Annotated in this window: 21 protein-coding genes and 1 riboswitch; of the genes, 13 read left to right on the top strand and 8 right to left on the bottom strand. The window is 36.0% G+C overall.

All coding sequences use genetic code 11. The annotated features are described in order from the left end of the window. The first annotated feature begins 100 nt into the window (after positions 1 to 100). The 6 genes from AC2A1G_RS03090 to AC2A1G_RS03065 all read left to right on the top strand — a co-directional run bounded on the left by AC2A1G_RS03090 (position 101) and on the right by AC2A1G_RS03065 (position 8,977). Positions 101 to 1,027, top strand: coding sequence for a tyrosine-type recombinase/integrase (locus AC2A1G_RS03090; RefSeq protein ID WP_484045487.1), 927 nt, complete (start codon positions 101 to 103; stop codon positions 1,025 to 1,027). Between the two features lie 99 nt (positions 1,028 to 1,126). Next, positions 1,127 to 3,985, top strand: coding sequence for a type I restriction endonuclease subunit R (locus AC2A1G_RS03085; protein WP_484045486.1), 2,859 nt, complete (start codon positions 1,127 to 1,129; stop codon positions 3,983 to 3,985). A 264-nt stretch (positions 3,986 to 4,249) separates the two neighbouring features. Further along, positions 4,250 to 4,684, top strand: coding sequence for a Hachiman antiphage defense system protein HamA (locus AC2A1G_RS03080; RefSeq protein WP_484045485.1), 435 nt, complete (start codon positions 4,250 to 4,252; stop codon positions 4,682 to 4,684). A gap of 33 nt (positions 4,685 to 4,717) precedes the next feature. After that, on the top strand, positions 4,718 to 7,018 hold the full coding sequence (locus tag AC2A1G_RS03075; RefSeq protein ID WP_484045484.1) for an AAA family ATPase: 2,301 nt from the start codon (positions 4,718 to 4,720) through the stop codon (positions 7,016 to 7,018). Continuing rightward, the gene (locus AC2A1G_RS03070) at positions 7,018 to 8,484 is read left to right on the top strand and encodes a 5-methylcytosine restriction system specificity protein McrC (protein WP_484045483.1); all 1,467 of its coding nucleotides are present in this window, start codon (positions 7,018 to 7,020) and stop codon (positions 8,482 to 8,484) included. The genes AC2A1G_RS03075 and AC2A1G_RS03070 overlap by 1 nt, the downstream gene beginning before the upstream one ends. Before the next feature lie 220 nt (positions 8,485 to 8,704). Further along, a complete protein-coding gene (locus tag AC2A1G_RS03065; RefSeq protein ID WP_484045482.1) occupies positions 8,705 to 8,977 on the top strand; it encodes a DUF1294 domain-containing protein in 273 nt (90 codons plus the stop codon). Positions 8,978 to 9,068: 91 nt separating this feature from the next. Here the strand turns inward: AC2A1G_RS03065 and AC2A1G_RS03060 are convergent, their stop codons facing one another. Beyond that, the gene (locus AC2A1G_RS03060) at positions 9,069 to 9,302 is read right to left on the bottom strand and encodes a hypothetical protein (RefSeq protein WP_484045481.1); all 234 of its coding nucleotides are present in this window, start codon (positions 9,300 to 9,302) and stop codon (positions 9,069 to 9,071) included. A 358-nt stretch (positions 9,303 to 9,660) separates the two neighbouring features. On the opposite strand from AC2A1G_RS03060, the gene AC2A1G_RS03055 reads away from it, so the two are divergent. Further along, a complete protein-coding gene (locus AC2A1G_RS03055; protein WP_484045480.1) occupies positions 9,661 to 10,455 on the top strand; it encodes an alpha/beta fold hydrolase in 795 nt (264 codons plus the stop codon). Continuing rightward, the gene (locus tag AC2A1G_RS03050; RefSeq protein WP_484045479.1) at positions 10,448 to 11,557 is read left to right on the top strand and encodes a PAS domain-containing sensor histidine kinase; all 1,110 of its coding nucleotides are present in this window, start codon (positions 10,448 to 10,450) and stop codon (positions 11,555 to 11,557) included. Before AC2A1G_RS03055 ends, AC2A1G_RS03050 begins: the two co-directional genes overlap by 8 nt. A 235-nt stretch (positions 11,558 to 11,792) precedes the next feature. Here the strand turns inward: AC2A1G_RS03050 and egtB are convergent, their stop codons facing one another. Next, entirely contained in the window at positions 11,793 to 12,983 is a 1,191-nt protein-coding gene (gene egtB / locus AC2A1G_RS03045) for an ergothioneine biosynthesis protein EgtB (protein ID WP_484045478.1), read from the bottom strand. Positions 12,984 to 12,999: 16 nt separating this feature from the next. Then, complete coding sequence (egtD, locus tag AC2A1G_RS03040) at positions 13,000 to 13,977, bottom strand: L-histidine N(alpha)-methyltransferase (RefSeq protein WP_484045477.1); 978 nt, start codon at positions 13,975 to 13,977, stop codon at positions 13,000 to 13,002. A gap of 233 nt (positions 13,978 to 14,210) precedes the next feature. Here egtD and AC2A1G_RS03035 point away from each other — a divergent pair, with 233 nt between their 5' ends. Then, positions 14,211 to 14,540, top strand: coding sequence for a hypothetical protein (locus AC2A1G_RS03035; protein WP_484045476.1), 330 nt, complete (start codon positions 14,211 to 14,213; stop codon positions 14,538 to 14,540). A gap of 97 nt (positions 14,541 to 14,637) precedes the next feature. On the opposite strand, the gene AC2A1G_RS03030 is transcribed toward AC2A1G_RS03035, so the two are convergent. Both AC2A1G_RS03030 and AC2A1G_RS03025 read right to left on the bottom strand, forming a co-directional pair. Further along, entirely contained in the window at positions 14,638 to 14,994 is a 357-nt protein-coding gene (locus tag AC2A1G_RS03030) for a hypothetical protein (RefSeq protein WP_484045475.1), read from the bottom strand. A gap of 393 nt (positions 14,995 to 15,387) precedes the next feature. Further along, complete coding sequence (locus AC2A1G_RS03025) at positions 15,388 to 16,452, bottom strand: NADH:flavin oxidoreductase (protein ID WP_484045474.1); 1,065 nt, start codon at positions 16,450 to 16,452, stop codon at positions 15,388 to 15,390. Between the two features lie 288 nt (positions 16,453 to 16,740). Here AC2A1G_RS03025 and AC2A1G_RS03020 point away from each other — a divergent pair, with 288 nt between their 5' ends. Further along, positions 16,741 to 17,094, top strand: coding sequence for a winged helix-turn-helix transcriptional regulator (locus AC2A1G_RS03020; protein ID WP_484045473.1), 354 nt, complete (start codon positions 16,741 to 16,743; stop codon positions 17,092 to 17,094). Positions 17,095 to 17,147: 53 nt separating this feature from the next. Here AC2A1G_RS03020 and AC2A1G_RS03015 read toward each other — a convergent pair whose 3' ends face one another. The 3 genes from AC2A1G_RS03015 to AC2A1G_RS03005 are packed head-to-tail and all read right to left on the bottom strand — an operon-like array spanning position 17,148 to position 18,870. After that, complete coding sequence (locus AC2A1G_RS03015) at positions 17,148 to 17,480, bottom strand: CCC motif membrane protein (protein ID WP_484045472.1); 333 nt, start codon at positions 17,478 to 17,480, stop codon at positions 17,148 to 17,150. Positions 17,481 to 17,499: 19 nt separating this feature from the next. Further along, a complete protein-coding gene (locus tag AC2A1G_RS03010) occupies positions 17,500 to 17,778 on the bottom strand; it encodes a DUF2752 domain-containing protein (protein WP_484045471.1) in 279 nt (92 codons plus the stop codon). Between the two features lie 45 nt (positions 17,779 to 17,823). Continuing rightward, positions 17,824 to 18,870, bottom strand: coding sequence for an NADH:flavin oxidoreductase/NADH oxidase (locus AC2A1G_RS03005; protein ID WP_484045470.1), 1,047 nt, complete (start codon positions 18,868 to 18,870; stop codon positions 17,824 to 17,826). Between the two features lie 372 nt (positions 18,871 to 19,242). Here AC2A1G_RS03005 and cdd point away from each other — a divergent pair, with 372 nt between their 5' ends. The 3 genes from cdd to AC2A1G_RS02990 all read left to right on the top strand — a co-directional run bounded on the left by cdd (position 19,243) and on the right by AC2A1G_RS02990 (position 23,188). Further along, complete coding sequence (gene cdd / locus AC2A1G_RS03000) at positions 19,243 to 19,725, top strand: cytidine deaminase (RefSeq protein ID WP_484045469.1); 483 nt, start codon at positions 19,243 to 19,245, stop codon at positions 19,723 to 19,725. A gap of 47 nt (positions 19,726 to 19,772) precedes the next feature. Further along, positions 19,773 to 19,908, top strand: a riboswitch (cobalamin riboswitch). Positions 19,909 to 20,026: 118 nt separating this feature from the next. Further along, positions 20,027 to 22,048 carry a TonB-dependent receptor plug domain-containing protein gene (locus tag AC2A1G_RS02995; RefSeq protein WP_484045468.1) on the top strand — a complete coding sequence of 674 codons (2,022 nt, stop codon included), beginning with the start codon at positions 20,027 to 20,029 and terminating at the stop codon, positions 22,046 to 22,048. 15 nt (positions 22,049 to 22,063) lie between these two features. Further along, positions 22,064 to 23,188, top strand: a complete 1,125-nt coding sequence (locus tag AC2A1G_RS02990; protein WP_484045467.1) for a YncE family protein — start codon at positions 22,064 to 22,066, stop codon at positions 23,186 to 23,188. Positions 23,189 to 23,195: the final 7 nt, after the last annotated feature.

The following is a 23,195-nucleotide window of genomic DNA, read 5'->3' as shown; positions in this document are numbered from 1 at the left end:
AATTAGGAAACTGTGTTACAGTCTAAGGATTGATAATCCTCAATCTTTAATTCATAACTTTTGAGATTAGTTAGAAAATCATTTAAAAATTAAAAAAATTATGACAAGAAAAAAAACATTGGCAGAAATCGCTGAACTATGGAAGAATGACAAAAAGCTGTATGTGAAAAAATCAACTTTTTCGGCTTATGTGCTGTTGCTGGAAAATCATTTATTACCTGTATTCAAAGACTATTCTGAGATTGAAGATGACGAGGTACAGAAGTTTGTATTTCAAAAACTAGAACAGGGATTAAGTCAGAAAAGTATCAAAGATATTCTCATTGTTTTGAAAATGGTGCTGAAGTTTGGGGCAAAAAATAAATGGATTGAGTTTATCAATTTTGATGTGCAATATCCTACAGTGAGGGAAACTCATACGATTGAGGTGCTGAGCAGAACACATCAGAAAAAAGTGATGAGCTATATTCAGGAGCATTTTACCTTTAGAAATCTGGGCGTTTATATTTGTCTTTGTTCCGGAATGCGGATTGGTGAAATATGTGCGTTGACTTGGGAAGACATTGATACCGATAACGGGATTATTAATATCCGAAAAACCATTCAGAGAATCTACGTCATTGAAGATGGAGCAAGAAAAACAGAATTGTTGATTGATACACCCAAAACCAAAAACTCAATCCGTGAAATCCCGATGAGCAGAGATTTGTTGAGAATGCTGAAACCTTTTAAGAAAATTGTAAATCCTGCTTTTTATGTTTTAACCAACGATTCTAAACCTACAGAGCCAAGAACTTACCGAAGTTATTATAAAAATCTAATGAAGTTTTTAGAAATTCCTGACATCAAGTTTCACGGTCTGAGACACAGTTTTGCAACCCGCTGTATTGAGAGTAAATGCGACTATAAAACCGTGAGTGTTTTGCTCGGTCATTCCAACATCAGTACAACTTTGAATTTGTACGTTCATCCTAATCTGGAACAAAAGAAAAAAGCGATTGATCAGATGTTTAAAGCCCTAAAATAATTGCTGTTATCACTGATTATTTCTTACATTTGGGAAAACTGAAACAACTTTGTCAGAATTCATACTTCTGACAAAGTTTTTAACCAAAGCTAAGCACGAATGTCAAGTCAGCCGGAATATATTTTAGAGCAGAAATTAGTAGAACAATTACTTCAATTAGGACATAAAAAGGTTACGATATGTAATGAGATTGACCTTATTAAAAATCTAAAGTCTCAGCTCGAATTACATAATAAAAAAGCATTCTCAGATACTGAGTTTGAAAAAATCCTTAACCATCTTTCCAAAGGAAATGTTTTTGAAAAAGCTAAAACATTACGTGACCGTTTTCATTTTTTTAAAGATGACGGTACTTCCGAATGGATTGAATTCATCAGCCAAGACCATTGGTGTCAGAATCAGTTTCAGGTAACGAATCAAATTGCTCAGGAGGGAAATTTTAAAAACAGATATGATATAACCATTCTGATTAACGGATTGCCTTTGGTGCAAATTGAGCTGAAACGCCGTGGTCTGGAAATGAAAGAGGCTTTTAATCAAATTAATCGTTATCATCATCAGTCTTTCAATTCTGGAAGTGGATTGTTTAATTATGTCCAGTTGTTTATCATCAGTAACGGAGTTAATACAAAATATTACTCCAACAACGCAAAGCAAACATTTAAGCAGACATTCTTTTGGTCTGATGAACACAACAATAATATCACTCAACTGGAGCAATTTGCACCTGCATTTTTAGAGCCTTGTCATATTGCCAAAATGATTACCAAGTATATCGTTTTGAATGAAACGAACAAAATACTTATGATTTTAAGACCTTATCAATATTATGCGGTTGAGAAAATTGTTGACAGGGTAAGAAATACAGATAAAAACGGTTTTATCTGGCATACAACAGGTTCGGGAAAAACCTTGACTTCATTTAAAGCAAGTCAGATTCTGAAAGAAATTCCTAAAGTTGAGAAAGTTGTTTTTGTGGTTGACCGGAAAGATTTGGATTACCAGACCCAAAAGGAATTTGATGCTTTTGAAAAAGGAAGTGTTGATGCCACTGAAAACACTGCACATTTGGTTAAGCAACTTTCTGACAATACAAAATTGATTGTTACGACTTTACAGAAGTTAAATACAGCAATTACAAAAGAAAAACACGGTAATAAAATTGACAAACTGAAGGATAAAAAGGTGGTTTTCATTTTTGATGAATGTCACAGAAGTCAGTTTGGAGACACGCATCAGAATATCAAAAAGTACTTCAAAAACGCCCAAATGATAGGCTTTACGGGAACTCCGATTTCTGAAGTTAATTCAATTGGGAAAATAGACGGAGCTCCGGCAACGACTAATAGACTTTTTGAAGATTGTTTGCATAAGTATGTGATTACAGATGCAATTCGTGATGACAATGTTTTGAAGTTTTCTGTAGAATATGTAGGAAGATATAAGGAGAAAGAAGGAAGCAATACTTACATTGATACAGATGTTGAGGCAATTGACACACAGGAACTTCTTGAAAGCCCAAAACGCCTTGAAAAAATTGCAGATTATCTCATTGCGGAATACGGGAGAAAAACGCACAGCAGTACTTTTAATGCAATGTTTTGCGTAAGCAGTATTGATGTTTTACAGAAATATTATGACCTTTTCCAAAAGAAAAAAGAGGAAGGTAAGCATCAGTTAAAGATTGCTACGATTTTCAGCTATGGAACTAATGAAGAGTCTAAAGATGCCAATGGAATCTATGAAGAACCTGAGTTTGGAATGGTTGCAGAACCGCACGCTCAATACGGAGATTCTCATAGCAGAAATGTACTGGAAAGATATATTGGTCATTACAATGAAATGTTTGGAACCAACTTTTCAACAAAAGATTCCCAGACTTTTTACAATTATTATAATGACGTTGCTAAAAGAGTTCGAAGCAAAGAAGTTGATTTAATCATTGTTGTAAATATGTTTCTAACTGGATTTGACAGTCCGCAACTAAATACTTTATTTGTCGATAAAAATCTGAAATACCACGGATTGATTCAGGCATTTTCACGTACCAACAGATTGTTAGGCGAAAAGAAATCTCAAGGCAACATTGTTTGTTTTAGAAATCTAAAATCAGCAACTGATGATGCTGTGACTTTGTTTTCTAATAAAGAAGCGATTCGGGAGATTATTATTCATCCCATTGAAGATTATATTGAACTCTTCAACGCTGCTTTAGAGACTTTAAAGATTGTCGCTCCCGAAATTGATAGTATCAACAGTTATCAAACCGAACAGGAAAAGTTTGAATTTATAACCGCTTTTCGTGAAGTAATGCGTGTTCTGAATGTTTTAAAATCATTTGCAGATTTCGATTTTGATAAACTGGAAATGACCGAATTTGAATTTGACGGCTACAAAAGCAAGTATTTGGATATTTGGACTGAATTAATTCCAGAAAAGAAGCAAGGAAAAGAGAGTATACTGAATGATGTAGATTTTGAATTAGAGCTTATCCATAGAGATGAAATTAATGTAAGTTATATTCTTACTCTCTTAGCCAATCTTACCAATTCGAATCTTAAAGGAGATAAATTAGAGAAAAAGAAAAAAGAAATCCGTGACATTCTTTCTGGTGATGCACAATTACGAAGCAAGAAAGAACTGATAGAAAAATTCATAGATGAAAATCTACCTCATATTTCTGATGGAGATAACGTCAATGAAGAATTTGACAAATACTGGAATAAAGAAAAAGAATCCGCTTTTGAAAAGATTGCCACTGAAGAATCTTTGAATAAAGATAGATTCCGAGATGCGATTGATGATTTTCTTTTTACTTCTAAAACACCGAAAATAAGCGATACGCTAAAGCTACTTGAGATAAAACCAAAGCTGACTGAAAGAAATAATATTGGACGAAGAATTATTCAGAAGGTTCAGGATTTTGTGGATGTGTTTATTGATGGGGTGGCTTCGTAGAAATTAAAAATAAAAATTTGTGTTTACGGATTCCCGTAAATTTTTGTCTATAGTATTTGATATTTTTGAAATTTAAATATTTTTCAATCTTTGTAAATGCAGAATTATACTAAAAATAAACAAAATTTATAAAATTACCCAATAAAAATATTTAAGGTCTTTTGTTTTAAAATATTAGAAATAGATAATTTTTTAAAGTGATTGGAATTTTTCAAAAAATATTAAAATAGAATAAACAAAGCATGTGATTGAAAAAGTTAAATTATGGACAAATACCTAACTAATACTGAAAAATTGATAAATCATATCTATTGGTTTTATGAAGATTTGGAAACGCTACCAAAGAAAGACCATTATGGATTATCTATAAATTATACAGATTTGAAAGAAAGAAAAGACGATTTCCTTTCGGAATTAACAAACACAGTTGTTAGTTGGGTTTACAACAATAGTAAATCTAAAGATTTATTTGATAAGAGATTTGCTGAAACTAGTGACTACGGAAATACGGCGAATTTTTTAACCAATCAAGCTTATAAAAAATTTAGGAAAGGATATCCTCAAGGGCAATTTGGAGAACTATTATTGTTCAATTTGATACAGCATTATTATAAAGCTGTTCCTATTTTAAGAAAACAGAGAATAACAACTTCTGTTGGTCACGAAAGGTTTGGAGCTGATGCTATATACAATTATTAATAAATTACTTAAAAGTAATACCATAAAATATCAATGGATTCTTCTATAAAAAACATAATAAATAACATTTTAAATTCTGAAAGTATTTCTTCTCTAAAAAAATATGAGGGCTTTTATTTTCAAAAAGCTAAAGATGCGTTAAATCATTTCTTGCAGTTAAAAGTGAATGATGAGACTAAAACGTTCCTTCTTGAAAATCGGAAGAATTATGATAACCTGAAACAACTCTTCGAAGACGACGAGGAATTTTCGGTTTTTGGTAGAGCCATTTTGTCAGTAATATCCTATTGTGATTCTAAAGCATTAAAAAAAAATATACTTAATCAATATGATGATAAACGTGTCTTGGCTTTAGCATTTGTAAGAATGAATAATTGGATTGAACAATTAATCACTTATAAATTTGAAGATAGATTAGAAACTGGCTCAATTAAAAATGCAGTTGAATATCTAATAAATCCAGAAGATAATTTTACAATGTTGAGTGAGAATCACCGAAATCAATTATGTGAAAATCTTTTTAAAAAGAAGTATGATAAAGATGATTTTAAAGATAATTTTATTAGCTTTTTTAATGAGTTTTCTATAAAAGTTAAAAATTCTTCCAACTTAACCCATCTGCTTACAAGAATTTGTTATGAAATCAATTCACAATGGAAAGAAATTATCATTGGCTTAATGAGTCCTGATTCGACAGGGTGGCAAAAAGGATCTATTGGTGATTTTAGTAATGCTGATGCTATTACTTTATGGCATCACAAGAAACCAAATGGAACAAATAATACGATTAAATTATTAAGGCAATGTATAGCAGATAATGGATTTTTTAATATTTTTTACTCTGAAAATAATCACATAAAATATGTTGCAGAAATAGTTGATTTTGTGATAAATCAAGATGAATTAGATCAAGTTGAATGGCATAATCATTATTTCAATATTGCTTGGTTTAATGATAAATTAGAAAAATATGATGATGGAAGTAGAACTGCAAGTATTGTTTATTTAGCTAATGATTTTTATGAGATAGAACCAATACATAAGGAGCAATTTAGATATTTTGGAAAATTTGGTTATCCTAGTGTAGGTTGTCAAGGTCCAGTAATAAGCTCTGAAGTTAATATTGAAAAAAAAATAAATACCCAAATGAAAGAATATAAAAAACTCCTAGACTATAAAAAACAAATAATCTTGCAAGGTCCACCTGGAACAGGTAAAACTAAATCAGCCAAGGAAATAGCTCAGATTCTAATTTCTTCAAATATTAAGCTAAAACAAAATATAGAAACTGAAGATGTAATTGTCGTGAATAAACATTTTGTGAAAAATATTTTAGCTACTGGTCAACAAATAAAAGGTCGGAATGATTTGTATGAGGTTGTTTCAATTGATGATAAAGGTGTTTTTTTAAAGACATATAAAACTAGAGAAGCAGGTTGGAAAGCTAGCTTTAAAATGATTATTGATTCTTATAATAAAAAATTGTTTGAAAATGAAAGTAGGACCGGAAGAGGATCTTATGAAGATGCTGTAGCACTTTTAATTAATGAAAAATTTAAAAATAAGGAAGCTAAGATAAGATATAAATACGAAGATTTTCAAAAAATTATTCAATTTCATCCAAGTTACACATACGAAGATTTTGTAAGAGGTGTTGTTGCAAAGCCAAATGAAAAAGGAGAAGGCATTGTTTATGATGCAGAAAACAAGACATTAGCTAAGTTTGCAGAGGATGCTACAAATGATGCTGATAATAATTACGTTCTAATTATTGATGAAATCAACCGAGCTAATCTCTCCTCAGTTTTAGGAGAACTGATTTTCGCACTGGAATACCGTGGTGAAGAAGTTGAAAGTATGTATGAATTAGATGGCTCTCAGAAATTAATTCTTCCACCAAATCTTTACATTATCGGTACGATGAATACTGCTGACAGAAGTGTTGGACATATTGATTATGCTATTAGAAGAAGGTTTGCGTTTGTTGAGGTTTTGCCGAAAGAATTGAAAGATGATAAAATTATATTTCATCAAGATTGGTTTAGAAAAGTTAGTGAGCTTTTTATTGAAAATTATGATGAGTATGTAGCTAACAACAAAGTTGCTCTTAAACGAGCTAAAACGCTTTCAGGAGAATTCAGACCTGAAGATGTTTGGATTGGTCATTCGTATTTTATCCAAAAGAAGTTGGAAAATGGTAGCTTGGAACCAGATGATTTTAGGATTCGAGTTGATTATGAAATTAAACCTATTCTTTTAGAATATGTAAAAGATGGAGTTCTTGTGGGGAAAGTTGGTGCATTAACTATAGAAGATTATATAAAATCTCTGTAATGGGTATTGTGCTAAAGGAACATATTGTTTCCACACTTTTGCTGACAAATGATGCCACTCTCATTAAATCTGAACAAGCAAAATACCTCTTTCTTGACTTAGGAGAAAAACTTGAAATTAGTCCCCGCAAATTTAAAACTGAAAGGGGTAGAAACTACCATTGTTTTTCCTGCATAGCTTCTGAAAAAGAAGTAACGTTAAACTCAGATTATTTTGTAGGTTTAGATTGGCTGACAAAAGATAGGTTCATTCAGGTGGAGCCTAAACTGAATTTTGCAGTTTTGAAAAGCTTCGAAAAGATTTGCTCCAAAATTGATCCTGATATTTCGGAGGAAGAAATTCAAAAATTAGATGAAGAGTCTGAAAAAGAAATAACTTCTACATTTGTTAATAATGATGGGAAAAATGTAGAAGTTAAAGAAATCAATGTCATTGCAATGTTGATGGATATTATGTCACACAGTGAAGTTGCAAAAGAAACCGATTCTTTATTACTGATAGATTGGGAAGCGCCTGAAATTGAAATCGAACAAAAACAAGATTTGCTAACCCCGTTTTTGGTGGTTAAGTTTCTCAAACTTCTTAAGGATATTGCAAGAAAGGGACTTAAAAAATCATATTACAAAGTTCAGGAAAACCTTAGAAACAGAGTAAAAGGTAAAATCTTGGTTGGGAAACAGATTAAACAGAATATTTTTAAAAACCGCTTTACCAACACAGTATGCGAATACCAGGTTTTTGGAGAAGATTCTCTTGAAAATCGCTTTTTGAAGAAGGTATTTTTATTCTGCACGCAGTATGTTGAAAATAACGAGTATTATTTTAAAAATAAAAATGATATTTCGTGGATTGTTAATTTTATTCGTCCGGCTTTTGAGCAGGTAGATTCGGATGTTGATGTGCAGGATATTAAACATTTAAAATACAATCCTTTTTTCAAAGAATATAAAGATGCCATCAAAATTGGACAGCAGATTTTAAAACGATTTTCATACAACATCACTACAACGACAGCTGAGAAAATTTCTACACCCCCATTTTGGATTGATATGCCTAAAATGTTTGAATTGTACGTGTATGCAAAACTGTTGAAAGATAATAGTAACCTAAATAGCAAAAATCTAAATTATCAGTTTTCTACGCATGGTAATTCTCTTGATTTTTTGATTTCTACAGCAGATAAAAAAATTGTGGTAGATACTAAATATAAGTTAAAATATAACTATGGAGAGATTCATGAAGATATTAGACAGGTTGCTGGATATGCGAGATTGAATAAAGTTAGAAAGGAAGTTGGTTTAGAAAACAGTAATGAAGAAATACCTTGTTTAATTATTTATCCAAAATCTGCTGACAGTAAAAATGATGGTAAATTAGAAATCAATAAATTACTTGATGATCAAAATAAAATAAATGCTTATCACCAAGTCTACAAAATAGGAATTGATTTACCACTTTTAAAATAATTATGCACCATACCTACCGCAGCGCACTCTTCGAAGACAATAGCCGTCAACTTGAAAAACTGGAAAGTTATCGACTTAGATTTTCTCGACACTATCCCACCATCACTGCATGCTAGGAAAGATTTCCGTTTTAGATGAGGATGGAAAACTTAATAAAAATATAGGATTCGACATATTGAAGTCAGTAAAAATTGATTAAGTTACAGGAATATTTTAAAAAATGCCCATAAAATTCTACCTCATCATCATAACCCTCCTCACCTTCCTTGCATTCGGATGGGATAAGCGATTGGCAAAAAACGGGAAGCGCAGACTTTCCGAAAGTACTCTGCTCATTCTTACGTTTTTGGGCGGTACTTTTGGAGCTCTGATAGGAATGACATTCTTCAGACATAAATACGCAAAAAAAATATTTGTCCTTAAACTGGTATTGGTGGTGGCGGTACAGTTGGCTCTTGTTTTTCTTTTAAAAGGACATCTTACAGTTGAGTAAATTTTAAACTGTAATATCTATCAGCTGTAAAACAAAAACAGGCAACCTCGTGAGGCAGCCTGTTTTTCATATATAATGTTGAGTTGGTGTCTTATTTGTAATACACGGGTCGTGCATTTTGACGGCTGGCGTTGCGGTAGGTGCGGTTGATTTTCACCTTACCTGTTTTTATATCATCCACCAATTCTACATTGAAATTCTGCAGTCCATAAATGACAGAATGGAAATCTGAACATCTCTGTTCTACTATAATTCTGCCTTCGGTCTGTACCAAAGCCAGCTGTGTCTCGCTGTCGAGTTCTAAAAATTGATCGTAAGTATACATTGTGAGTGGTTTGGAGTTTTACTTACAAGAACTATGCCTTGAATAGTAAGATGGTTGCTATGTGGTATGTTTGTTTGTGATTTGTTGAGTGTTGGGTGTTGGTGAGGGATGCGGGATTCGGTGAGCGAGGGTTTGAGGGTTTGAGGGTTTGAGAATATGGGGTGCGGAATGTGGGTGGTTATGCGTAGGTTTGGGATGCGCATTATAATTTGTGTTTCTCCTTAAAGAAGGTACATCGACATGTTATTTAAATGATGGGAGGAATGGGGGGATACGGGTGTGATCATCTAAATTTTATGAATCTGAGAATTAATAATATTTCAGATTTAAATGAGTAGATTTGCAGAAATTATACTCTATGAGCGTTCTCAAAAGAAATAATGTCACAATAAAAGGAAGTGGAGAGAATGTCATTTTCTTTGCTCACGGTTTTGGCTGTGACCAGAATATGTGGCGTTATGTTTCACCTGCTTTTGAGGAAAAATACACCACAGTTCTTTTTGATCATGTGGGTGCAGGAAACTCAGATCTTTCTTCCTATTCTTTTTCAAAATACGACCGCCTTGAAGGCTACGCCGAAGATATTGTAGAAATTGCTCAGGAGCTTAAAATCTCAGATGCCGTTTTTGTAGGACATTCTGTAAGTTCTATTATGGGTCTTATTGCCACTAAAATGGCTCCCGGCATTTTTTCAAAATTGGTCATGGTCTCTCCCTCTCCTTCCTATATTAACGATGGAGATTATGTGGGTGGCTTCAGCAGGTCGGAAATTGATGAGCTTCTTGGCTCAATGAATGACAATCACCTCGGATGGTCAGCAACAATGGCTCCGGTAATCATGGGAAATCCTGAGAGAGAGGAACTCGCACAGGAACTGACCAACAGCTTCTGCAAAACAGATCCTGAAATAGCAAAACACTTTGCCCGTACAACATTTTTAACGGACAAACGCTATCTGCTCGATGATTCAGAAATTCCCGTTCTCATACTTCAGTGCAGCAATGATGTGATCGCACCGGTAGAGGTTGGCCGGTATATGAACAAGAAAATGGCAGGAAGTACCCTGTTGGTAATGGATGCGACAGGGCATTGCCCAAACCTCAGTGCTCCCGAAGAAACAACCAAAGCGATAAGAGATTTTTTAAATGACTGATATTCCATCAAGTAATTTTTCTGAGGATTTTGAAGACTTTTTTGAATCTTCACTGTGCGGATTTGTTATCGCAGATGCTCATGGGAAAATCACCAGAATCAACACCCGTGCAGCCCAATGGCTCAGCAGCACGCCTGAACAGATGGCGGGAAAACGTTTCTCTGACCTGCTTTCTGTTGGCGGCAGAATCTATTTTGAGACACATCTCTGGCCTTTGCTGCGTATACAGGGTCATTTCGATGAAGTTTCTGTAGAACTGTCAGATACAGGTAAGGGCAGAATTCCGGTTTACATCAATGGTTATGAGAGAAAAGACGAAAGTAACAAACCGCTCTTTTTCCGGTTCACACTATTTCAGGCCACTGACAGACGTCTTTATGAGGAAAATCTTCAGATGGCCAAAAAACTTGCGGAAAAAAACTTAGATACTGAGCAGCAACAGGCAGTTATCAGGGAACAGTTTATTGCTGTGCTGGGTCATGACCTCCGGAATCCTCTTGGTGGAATTATGAGTGCTACACAACTTCTTGCCAGATCTGAACTGAGTGAGCGCGACAGAAAGCTGATGAACATTGTGCATTCCAGTTCCAGGAGAATGTATGAAATGGTCAACAATATCATGGACCTTGCCCGTGGCAGGCTGGGTGGCGGAATCACAATAACCCCAATTACCGTGGATCTGGAACAGCTGCTGAATGAAGTGAGCAGTGAACTGAAAGTTTCCGTACCGGACAGAATTATTGAATCTGATTTTAAAATAAGTACAACCATTGAATGTGATCCAGGCCGGATTTCACAGTTGGTTTCTAATCTTCTCGCTAACGCAATAACCCATGGCTCATCCGACACTCCTGTACTCATCAGCGCTGAAACTACAGAAAAATTCTGGGAAATTTCGGTAACCAATCAGGGACGGAAAATTAATGAAGAAGCAATAGGTAATCTTTTCAACCCTTTCCACCGTGAAGGTACAGACTCAAATCAAAACGGTCTGGGACTGGGGCTTTACATTTCATCAGAAATAGCCAAAGCACACAGCGGTGTATTGTCTGTACGTTCGGATGATGATTCTACCTGTTTTACGATGCGGGTGGAATTATAGGTTTGAGGTTCGAGATATGTGGGATGCGAGCTCACTTCCGTTCGGGGTGATATTGAATTAACGCAGCTCTGTAAATCCGCTACTCAATCTCAGAATTCCGAATCTGAAACTTCGAATTGCGAACCTCAAATGTCAAATCCCGAAACTTGTATCCCGAAACTCGAAACTCGAATCTCGCATCATGAACCCCGAACCTCGAATCTCGTATCCCGAACCTCGTACTCCGTATCCCGAATCACTTCGCCAATCGTATTCCCGTAAACTGCCACTGCAATCCTGTCGGGAAAAAATTACGGTAGGTTTTGCGGCTGTGATCTGGTGGTGTAGCTTCCGAAGCGCCTCTTAAAACCATTTGGTTGACCATGAATTTCCCATTGTACTCTCCCACTGCTCCAGCTTCTTTTTTGAATCCCGGGTATGGAAGATAGGCAGAGTTGGTCCACTCCCAGCGTCTTCCCCAGTCGAAATGGTCGCTGGCAACCTCCCACTCTGCTTCGGTGGGAAGTCTCATGCCTTTCCATGAAGCAAATGCTGAAGCTTCAAAAAAGCTGATATGGCAAACGGGTGCTGACAGGTCGATTTCCTGCAGACCATTGAAAGTGTAATTCATCCACACACCATCTAGGTTATGCCAATACAGTGGTGATTGTGCATTATTCACTTTTACCCAGTCCCAGCCTTCTGCATGCCAGTGTCTGAAGTCCTGGTAACCACCCGCTTCCATAAATTCAAGATATTCACGGTTTGTGACTGGTTCGGTAGAAATTTCGAAATCATTCAAATAGACTTTATGTCTTCCCAGTTCGTTATCAAAGCAGAATCCTTCCTCCTGAAAACCTATTTCGTAATCTCCCTCGGAAAAAGAAATCATTTCTGCCGGCGCTTCAGCTCGTTTTTCTGCAACATGATCATTCGTATAGGCAGGAAAAAGTGGATTGTGTCCTAAAATATATTTAATATCAGTCACCAATAACTCCTGATGTTGTTCTTCGTGATTTAAACCTAATTCAATTAACGGAGCCAGATCATTTGTGTAAAAACTACTGTCTAGAAAGTCGTTCATGTAACGGTCTACATATTCACGGTATCGGAATACGTCTGCGACAGACGGGCGGCTTAAATTCCCTCTGTCCGTGCGGATTACCCTCGCTCCTATCGTTTCATAATAGCTGTTGAAAACAAAATTATACTGATCATCAAAAACCTTATAATTCGGAAAATGGGGCTGCAACAAAAAGGTCTCAAAAAACCAGGTGGTATGACCTAAATGCCACTTTGGCGGGCTCACATCAACAATCGGCTGTACAACATAATCTTCAGTTTCGAGAGGTCTGCAGATTTCCACAGAACGGTTTCTGATTTGGGTAAAACGTTCTGATTCTGTAAGGTTAAACTTTCTGTTTTCAGTTACTATTTTTGTTTCCATTAGGTTTAGTTTAAAATTATACAGTCCAGATTGAATCTACGAACCATCCTTTGGAATCTCCAATTTCATTCACGATTCTGAACCACGATTCCTTTGCCAGATTTTGAATGTCATCCGGAGAAAACTTTTGCGAAATTTCCATGTCAATCAGTTCATTTTCTTTAAAACTGATCATGTGATTTCCGATATGGATGTCTTGTTCCACTAAACTGACTAAAAAACTTCTGCAGGCTCCGGAAACAGGATCATAATTTTGATAATGTTTAAATTTTTCCAAATCAAAATCTGCATCAAGCTCACGGTTGATTCTTTCAAGTAGATTTAAATTGAATGCTGCAGTAATTCCTGCAGCATCGTTATATGCGGACAAAATGGTGTGAGGATTTTTTTTCAAATCAAAACCCGTCAGAAGCAAATCACCCGGACTCAGTCTCTTTCTCAATTCTGTAAGGAAATTTAGAGATTCCTCCTGAGTCATATTTCCGATATTTCCACCCAGAAAAAGCACTACTTTTCTTCTGTCTGAAAGACGAGTTGCCTTATCCAGCATATCAAAATAATCACCTTCCAAAGGAATCATGTTGAGTGAAGGAATTTTCTCGGCAAGATTTTCTTTCAGAACAGACAATATATTTCCGGAAATATCAATGGGCATATAGGTGAAATCACAGTCGATATTAGATAAATGTTCCAAAAGAAAGGTTGATTTCATGGCATCACCAGCTCCCAGTTCGATCAAATCAAAAGGTATAGCATAGCCGATTGTTTCAGCGATTTCCTTTGTTTTATTTTTAAAAATATCCAGTTCGCACTTTGTGAGATAATATTCCGGCATTGCCATAATCTGCTGAAAGAGTCGGTCCCCTTTTTTGTCGTAAAAATATTTGGAAGAAAGTTTTTTGGGATGGGCAGACAAACCTTCAAGAACGTCTTTCAGGAAAGTCTGCGAAGTGCAATTCTCAATGAGAGTTGCCGGTTCGCAAGGTGCATTCATAATAATTTGATTTGGTTTGATTTTCAATGCAAGTATCTTGCCGAGGGTGGAGTAATTTGGGAAATGTGGTATTTGGGGTGCGGGGTGCGGGGTGCGAGGATTGGAGGGGGCGTGATGCAAAGTACGAACTTAGGAGTGTATTGTAGGAATGTAATCTATGCACAGCTACCTCATCTCAATTTTTAAATCGGTGTTGGCAAGCAATTTGTGTATTTATATTCAAATCAAACAATATGAAAACACCAGAGAAAATCGCATTAGGTATCGCAGCTGCGGTAGTGGTAGGTGGGATTACGGTACTTGGATTTCGAAAGAAGAAACCAACAGCCCCCAAAACTTTCACAGCACCGGATGGAAATATTTATCCTGAAAATCATATCTACCGCACTTTTGATAACCAGTATTTCAAAAACGGTAAGAAAATAAAATATCAGACGCCATCACAGAGTATTGAAGATACGCACGGGCATTTTGATTCCGCAAAAATCAAATCAGATTTTAATAACCATGATGCTCCAAACCCTTCTGTAGACTATCATCAGCGGGGCATCAGGCACAGATAAAACGATACAGATTATTTTTTACTAAGAACTTTGGCTTTCGGAATTACTGAAAGCCAAAGTTTTTTTGTTTAAAATATAGTTCAACTGATTTTGCAGTTTAATTCAAATATTCAGAATTATGAATTTTTACACCATATTCGCATCCTAAGTAGCGGGGATCACCATGCTTTTCAGACCAAAACCCATCCAGAATATTTTCACTGACGCAGCGGTAAACAGCGACTCCCTTAAAAATTTCGCCTTCATCTCCTTCATATTTAAAATTGATGACTAAAATATTGTCTTTAAAAAAACCTATTCCGTTTTGTGTGTGATCGCCGATCGTCCATTCAGCGATGATCCGGTTGTTTTCGTCCTTGTCTAAAGTCAAAATTCCCTGATAAGTAAAATCATCTTCCTCCACCTGATTGCTTCCCTGAATAATGTAGCTGCCAACTAAGTCCTGAACTGTCATTTTTTTAAATTAATGATTGCAAATGTAGAAATAGTAAAAAATATAATTCTGATTAAATTTAGATTATTTTTACTTCTTTGAAGGTTAGTTGTAAATAAAAATTGCACAAAAATTTTCTTATGAAAACGTTGGAGCAAGCTATAAAATTAAATTAACGCAAAGGCAGACAAAGAATTATAAATTATTGCAGTTTTTAAGATATACGAAGGCGTAAACTTAAAAGAGAAATACAATGAATTTCCAATTGTATTTTAATGTGCTGACAACTATTTTATCATGAACATAAAAGAACAACGCGGCTTTCAAATGATGAAAACCGCGTCGTTTTAGAAAAAAATAAATAGGTAAATTATGTATTGAATTGATCTGTCAAAATCAATATCTTTTTTTGTTTTAGTATAATACAGCAAGACTTTCTGCAGAGAAATTCTCAAGTTCTTCTGTTTTGTTGTCTTTGATTTTCAAAACCCATTCAGGATCCTGAAGGATTGCTCTTCCTACGGCTACAAGGTCAAAATCGCCTCTCTCAAGTCTGCGCGTCAGTTCAGAAAAATCTGTTTTCTTTTCTGTGCCTTCTCCTGCGAAAGCTTTCATAAAATCGCCATCAAGACCTACAGAACCTACTGTAATGGTTGGCTGACCTGTAATTTTCTTTGCCCAACCTGCAAAATTCAGATCAGAACCTTCAAATTCTTCTTCCCAAAATCTTCTCTGTGAACAGTGGAAAATATCGACTCCGGCTTCTTTTAATGGCAACAGCCACTCCTCCATTTCCGCAGGTGTATTAGCGATTCTTGCCGTGTAATCCTGCTGTTTCCATTGAGAAAGTCTTAAAATAATAGTGAAATCTTCTCCAACAGCCGCCCGGATTGCCTTCACAACATCTACTGCAAAACGGTTTCTCTCCGCAATGGTTTTTCCGCCGTATTCATCGGTTCTTGTGTTGGTTCCTTCCCAGAAAAACTGGTCAATCAGATATCCATGTGCTCCGTGTATTTCCAAAACATCGAAGCCTAAATCTTTGGCAGCCTTCGCAGATTCTGCAAATTTGGCGATGGTGTCTTTAATATCTTCCAAAGTCATTGTGGAAGCTTTTTCCATTTCTACCAACGGATAGTCTTCTGAACTTCTGGTATCTCCAACGTGCCAGATCTGAGGTCCCATTTTTCCGCCATTTTCATGTACAGCATCAATTACATTTTTCCAGCCTTTTAATGCTTCAGTTCCGTAGAAATCCGGGATATTCTGAATATTTTTTGAAGCTGGTCTGTTGATGACCGTTCCTTCAGATAAAATCAAACCTACCTCAGCGGCCGCTCTTCTACCGTAATAATCCGAAATCTGTTGTGTCGGAACTCCGTTGTCAGATTGCGCTCTGGTCATGGGAGCCATTACGATTCTGTTTTTAAGTTCTAAATTCTTGTATGTAAATGGTTTAAATAGCGATTGTATGCTCATTTTTGTGACTGTTTTATAATTGTTACACAAAGTAACTAATAATAGTTTGTATTTGTATCTTTTAAGCTTAAAAAAGTGGTAACTTTGTGGTAACTTTTGATAGTAACTTAAAAGTAACCCGATATTTTAGTGATTCTTCAATCCATTTTTTTTGAAAAATAATTTTAAAGTCGTGCTTAAAACTAAATTTTTTGAAATAATTTTTAAATTATGCTGAAAATATGTAACAAATAACTAAATTATGCTACCAATACATCAACTATAAACTAAACTTAAATTCGTATTATTATGAAAAAGAATGAACTGATGGCCTACAGCTGTCCGCTCGGAAAGGCGATGGCAGCATTGGGAAGCAAGTGGAAACCCATTATTGTGCTCGTGATTAAAGACAGAAAACTACGTTTTGGAGAACTTGCTGCAAGAATCAATGTGATTTCCAGAAAAGTACTGACCGATCAGCTGAGAGAAATGGAAAATGACGGTTTGATTATTCGGGAGGAGTTTAAAGAAATCCCACCCCGTGTGGAATATTCTCTTACCGAAAAAGGTCTCGCGCTGTTACCGATTATGTTTCAGCTTGAAGAATGGGAAGCAAAATATCCCGATAAAAAGTATGATAAAGACTGTGCTGTTACAACATAAATTTAAAACAAAAGCCGCTCAACATGAGCGGCTTTTTTATCTTAAGAAGTTGTTTAATTGTTTTGTAGTTCTTCCATTCTTTCTCTTAACAATTCAGGGTCTGAAAGCGCTTCCATACCGATTAAAGAAATATAGAAAATCATAAATGCTAAAAACAGTATGCTTAAAACTAAACCTATAATAGCTAAAATCCTTCCTGTATTTAAATTACTGTAATTGTTGTAAAGTTGCGGATTTGCCAAATAAAGCTTCTTGTCTTTGCTGTACAAAACTAGTGCGATAACGCCACAGATCATTCCGGGAATACCGTAACAAAAGCATGTTACAAGTGATAAAATTCCCAAAACCAAAACGGCAGTTGCGTTTGGTAAACTTTGTTGATTCATAATTTATTTATTGTGTAGTTTAAAAGTGTTTATAAAAATAAGAAATTACCATGATTAGTGCATTAAGTATTCCTAAAATAACTAAAATATTTCCGTAACTCCTTTTTCTGTCTACAAATGTGAGAATTACTGTTGCAAAAAAAAGCAAAAGTGTATACACCGCCGGAAACATGTGAAATGCTTCCACAAACTTACCCTGAAAAACCAGCAAAATCGCCCTTTGAGTGCCACATCCAAAGCATTCTATTCCTAAAAATTTCTTGCTTGGGCATGAGAGCATATAATCTTCGATTTTCATTTTTGAGGCTGAGGTTAAGGTTAAGGCTGAATGTATTTCTTTTAATTACAATTTTGCACGGAGGTATTGGTGAGGAAAGAAGCAATCTTTGTGCGCTGAAAACGAACTTTGAACTGCCAAAAACGGATTTCGGAGAATTTCTCTTGCCACAAAAATCAAATCTGCTTCATTTTGTCCCATAATATATTCGGCCTGTTCGGCGCTGGTAATTAATCCTACAGTTCCTGTTTTTACATCAGCTTCTTTTTTCACCTGACCCGATAAATGAACCTGATACATTGGTTTAACTTCGATTTTTGCACCGTGAATATTTCCACCGCTTGAAACATCTATTAAATTAACACTGTGATCTTTCAGAACTTTTGCAAGGGCCACACTGTCTTCAATATCCCATCCGTTTTCTGCATATTCTGTTCCTGAAATTCTTACAAACAAAGCAACATTTTCATTTAATTCTTCATTGACAGCGTCAACAATTTCAAGTAAAAAACGAATTCTGTTTTCAAAACTTCCGCCGTATTCATCTGTTCTCGTATTGGAAAGTGGTGAAAGAAACTGATGCACCAAATAACCGTGTGCCGCATGAATTTCAATCACATCAAAACCAGCATCCACAGCTCTTTGGGCTGCAACTTTAAAATTCTGAACCTGCTCCTTGATTTCCTCAACAGTTAAAACATGAGGAATTCTCTCAGTCGGGTGATAAGGAATTGGGCTTGGAGCTAATGTTTCCCAGCCTTCTTCAAGAGAAATCTGTTTGTTTTCCCATGTAGAACCTTTTCGTCCTGCGTGTGCCAGCTGAATTCCTATTTTGGATTCTGTATTCTGATGCACGAAATCAACAATTCGTTTCAATGCGTTTGCCTGCTCATCATTCCAGATTCCCATGCAGTGATTGGTGATTCTTCCTTTTGGTTCGACAGCTGTGGCTTCCACAAAGATAAGTCCGGTTCCGCCCTGCGCACGGCTTACGTAATGTACGAAATGAAAGTCGTTTGCAAGTCCGTTATCGCTGCTGTACATGCACATTGGCGACATTACCCAGCGGTTTTTAAGTTCTACATTTCTGAAGTTGATTGGTGTGTATAACATGAAGTTTTGTTTTAAAAATTTAAAAATACGAAATAACAGTGAGAGTTGGGGAGGAATTTGTTGGAAGATGGAAGGCGGGAGATGGGAGATGGAAGATTGTTGAACCCAGCGGGTTCTGTTGCATATTCGATTCATTGACTATAGATTTCTATTACGGTTATTGATATTGAACCCTGCGGGTTCTGTTCGATGCAAATGTTTTTTAACCATAGGTTTCACCTACGGCTACTCGTATTAAACCCTTCGGGTTTTGTTGCGTGTGTGTAATTATCAGTGTTAACGTTTAGTCTTGTGGGATTTTTGATTTACAATAAAACAAATTTTGTCACCGTTGGAAATTGTTTTACTTTTAGCTCCCTTTATTTAATTTGAATGAAAAAAGATTTTCAGATCCATTTTGAGCATTTTACTGCAAAAAACGAGTTGACCGAAACCGAAATTTCCCTTTTGGAAGCTGCAAAAAAAGCAAGAGAAAATGCTTATGCTCCCTACTCCGATTTTTTGGTCGGCTGCGCTGTGCTTCTTGAAAACGGTGAAATTTTTTCAGGTAACAACCAGGAGAATGCCGCGTTTCCGTCGGGACTTTGTGCTGAGCGAACTGCAATTTATTGGGTGGCTGCCAATTTTCCGAATGAGAAAATCAGTAAAATTTTTGTTGTGGGTGGTCCGAGAAAATCTTCAGAAAAAACACCTCCTATTCCACCTTGTGGCAACTGCCGTCAGAGTTTAATGGAATACGAAACCAAACAGAACCAGAATATTGAAATCTATTTTGCGAGCCTTACCGATGAAATATACAAAGTCAGTTCGGTAAAAGATTTACTGCCGTTTTATTTTGACTCAAGCTTTTTGTAGAATTTTTAAAAAAGGCATTCTTAAATTATTAATTTCTCATTGTCAGTTCTTATTTAAAAGCTTAAATTTGCAACGTTTTAAAAAGGGAATTCGGTGTGAATCCGAAGCAGACCCGCTACTGTAAGTATTTTTCTGAAATCGAGAAAATATAAGTCAGATACCTTTCTAAAGCATTTTTTTGATGAAGCTTTCGTGGAATGAAGCGCAGTCGGTCTCTTTTCCTTTTTGCATTTTGCAAAACAGGTTATTACCTTCTACCTTTTTCATTCAAAGGAATTCTTCTGAATTTTATTTAAACTGAATGAAATATTTTTACTCTTCTGCCCTGCTAATGATGCTCGCTGTACCAGCAACTGTTTTCGCACAAAAAACAGAAACCGACAGTATTGAAACCACAGTAATACGGGATATTATTTTTAACAGAAAGCGTCAGGAAACAGGAGTCATTTCTTCACAGAAACTCTCCGGAGCAGAACTGGAAAAGCTCAACAGCACTTCTGTTGCTGATGCCGTACGTTATTTTTCCGGAATTCAGGTGAAGGATTATGGCGGAATCGGTGGGATGAAAACGGTAAATATCCGTGCGATGGGAACGCAGCACGTTGGGGTTTTCTATGATGGAATTCCTGTGGGTAATGCTCAAAACGGAACCGTTGACCTTGGAAGATTTTCTTTGGATAATTTAGAATCTATTTCTCTCTATAACGGACAGAAAAGCGAAATTTTTCAGGCGGCCAAAGACTTTGGTTCTTCGGGATCTATTTATTTGCGTAGCAGAACTCCATTTTTTACAGGTTCAAAGAAAACGAATGTCAATTTTAATTACCGTTCGGGATCTTTTGGTGTGGTAAATCCTTCCATTTTATTGGAACAGAAACTGACGGATAACATCAGTATTTCTTTAAATACGGAATATCTTACAGGACACGGACGATATAAATTTCATCAAAAAGTAGCTTTACCCGACGGAAGTCTGGGGTGGGAACGAAGCGGAATCAGAGAAAACGGCGACATCGAATCCCTCCGTGCTGAGGCCGGTGTTTTCGGGAAAATCAATAACGGAATTTGGAAACTGAAAGGTTATTATTACGATTCTGAGAGAGGAGTTCCGGGCGCTATTATCAGAAATGGGGATATTTCTTCAAGCAGACAATGGGATAAAAACTTTTTTGTGCAGGGAAGTTTTGAGAAGGAAATTTCATCCAAATACAAGTTTCAGATCAATTCTAAATTTGCTGATGATTACACCAGATATTACAATGATAATCCCGGAGGAACACCCTTATTTATTGACAATATTTACAAGCAACAGGAATTTTATGTTTCAACTGCTCAACAATATTCGCCATACAAATTCTGGAAGATCAATCTTTCGGCAGATTATCAATACAATACTTTGGATGCCAACTTACGACAGTTTGCTTATCCTCAAAGACATACCGAGCTGATTGCTTTGGCAACTCAGTTTGATTTCAATAAATTTAAAATTCAGGGAAGTGTTTTGGGAACTTTTGTTCAGGAGAAAATTGAGAACACAACTTTTTCGGTTCCGCAGAACCGTTCAGAATTTACACCGACTGTTTTTGCATCCTACCAGCCGTTTGCAGCAGATTTTAAAGTTCACGGTTTTTATAAAAGAATTTTCAGGATGCCTACTTTTAATGACTTGTATTATGCAGAAGTCGGAAGTTCGCAGCTGAAACCTGAATTTACCAACCAATACGATTTAGGTTTTACCTTTAATAAAGATTTTAAAACAGGCGTTTTACAGAACTTCAATATCATCGCTGATGCTTATTACAACAGGGTTCAGGATAAAATTATCGCTTATCCGAAAGGCCAGCAGTTCCGCTGGACGATGACGAATCTGGGTGAAGTTGAAATTAAAGGCGCAGATGTTTCGGCACAGGCGATTTGGTTGCTTTCAGAAAATCTGTTATTCAGCAGCCGTTTTACCTATACTTTTACGGAAGCTTTAAATGTTACAAAAAACAACATAACTTCCTATTACAGAAATCAGATTCCATACACTGCAAAACACAACGGAAGCATGCTTTTGGGAATTACATACAAAGAATGGCAACTCAATTACAGTTACATCTATGTAGGCGAGCGTTACAATATGTCTGAGAATATTCCTGAAAATTATGAGCAGCCATGGTACAGCAGTGATATTTCAGGAACGCGGGAATTTAAAATGAAAAACTGGAAGTTCAGACTTGGACTTGAGGTAAATAATCTTTTAGACCAAAACTACAGCGTCATCAAAAATTATCCGATGCCGGGAAGAAATTACCGTGTTAACTTAAGGGTCAACTTTTAAAAGCGAGATTTAAAAATGAAAAAATTACAGTTACTTTTTGCCTTCCTTTTAATTCTCAGTATTCATTCTTGTAGAGAAGATTACGATTACATCAACTACGGAGCTACAGTTTCAGGAGTTCAGGAGCCTGAAAACATCAACATTAAAGGGCTCTACGTATTGAATGAGGGAAATATGGGAAGTAATAAAGCATCCATCGATTTCTTTGATTACACCACGGGAGCTTTTACCAAAAATTATTACAATGCCCAGAACCCAACCGTTGTAAACAGCCTTGGCGACGTGGGAAATGACATTAAAGTATATAAGGATAAACTGTATGCAGTAATTAATCTTTCCAATTTTGTGGAAGTAATGGACGCTAAAACAGCCAAACATATCGGTGAAATTCAGGTTCAGAACTGCCGCTTTATTAATTTTCATAATAATTACGCTTACATCTCCTCTTACGGTGGTGCAGTCGGAGTTTCGCAACCAGGTTATGTGGTGAAAGTGGACGTAAATACGCTGCAGATTGTCGGTCAGGTTTACGTAGGAAAACAGCCTGAAGAACTTGAAGTGGTGGGCGATAAACTTTACGTTGCCAACTCAGGCGGATACAGCTATCCGGATTATGACAACACGGTTTCTGTAATTGACCTGAATACTTTTACTGAGATTAAAAAAATTCCTGTTGCCATCAATTTAAGTAAAATTAAAAAAGACGATACAGGAAAACTTTGGGTGACTTCACGGGGAAATTTCGGAAGTATTTCGCCAAAGCTTTTTGTTTTAAATCCTCAAAATGATCAGGTGATTCAGGAAATCAATATTCCTGTAAGTGACTTTTCTATTATTGAAAACAGACTATACTATTTCAGTTACGAATACACATCAGGCGGAACATCCAGCGGTTACGGAATTATCAATACCGATACTTTCGCACAAACGAGCAGCAATTTCATCACAGACGGCACTCAATCTCAAATTGTAATCCCTTACGGTATCGCTGCCAATCCTGAAAATGGGGATATTTTTATTGGCGATGCCAAAGATTACACTTCATCCGGCGAGCTTTTCTGCTACAACAAATTCGGAAAGCTGAAATGGAAAGTACAAACTGGCGACATCCCCGGCCATTTAACTTTTTTATATAAATAATTTAAAA

Source organism: Chryseobacterium sp. HNCC26DJ240 (assembly GCF_057180485.1).
Note: the sequence above shows the minus strand (reverse complement) of the source record. Positions and strands in the feature narration are given on the sequence as shown.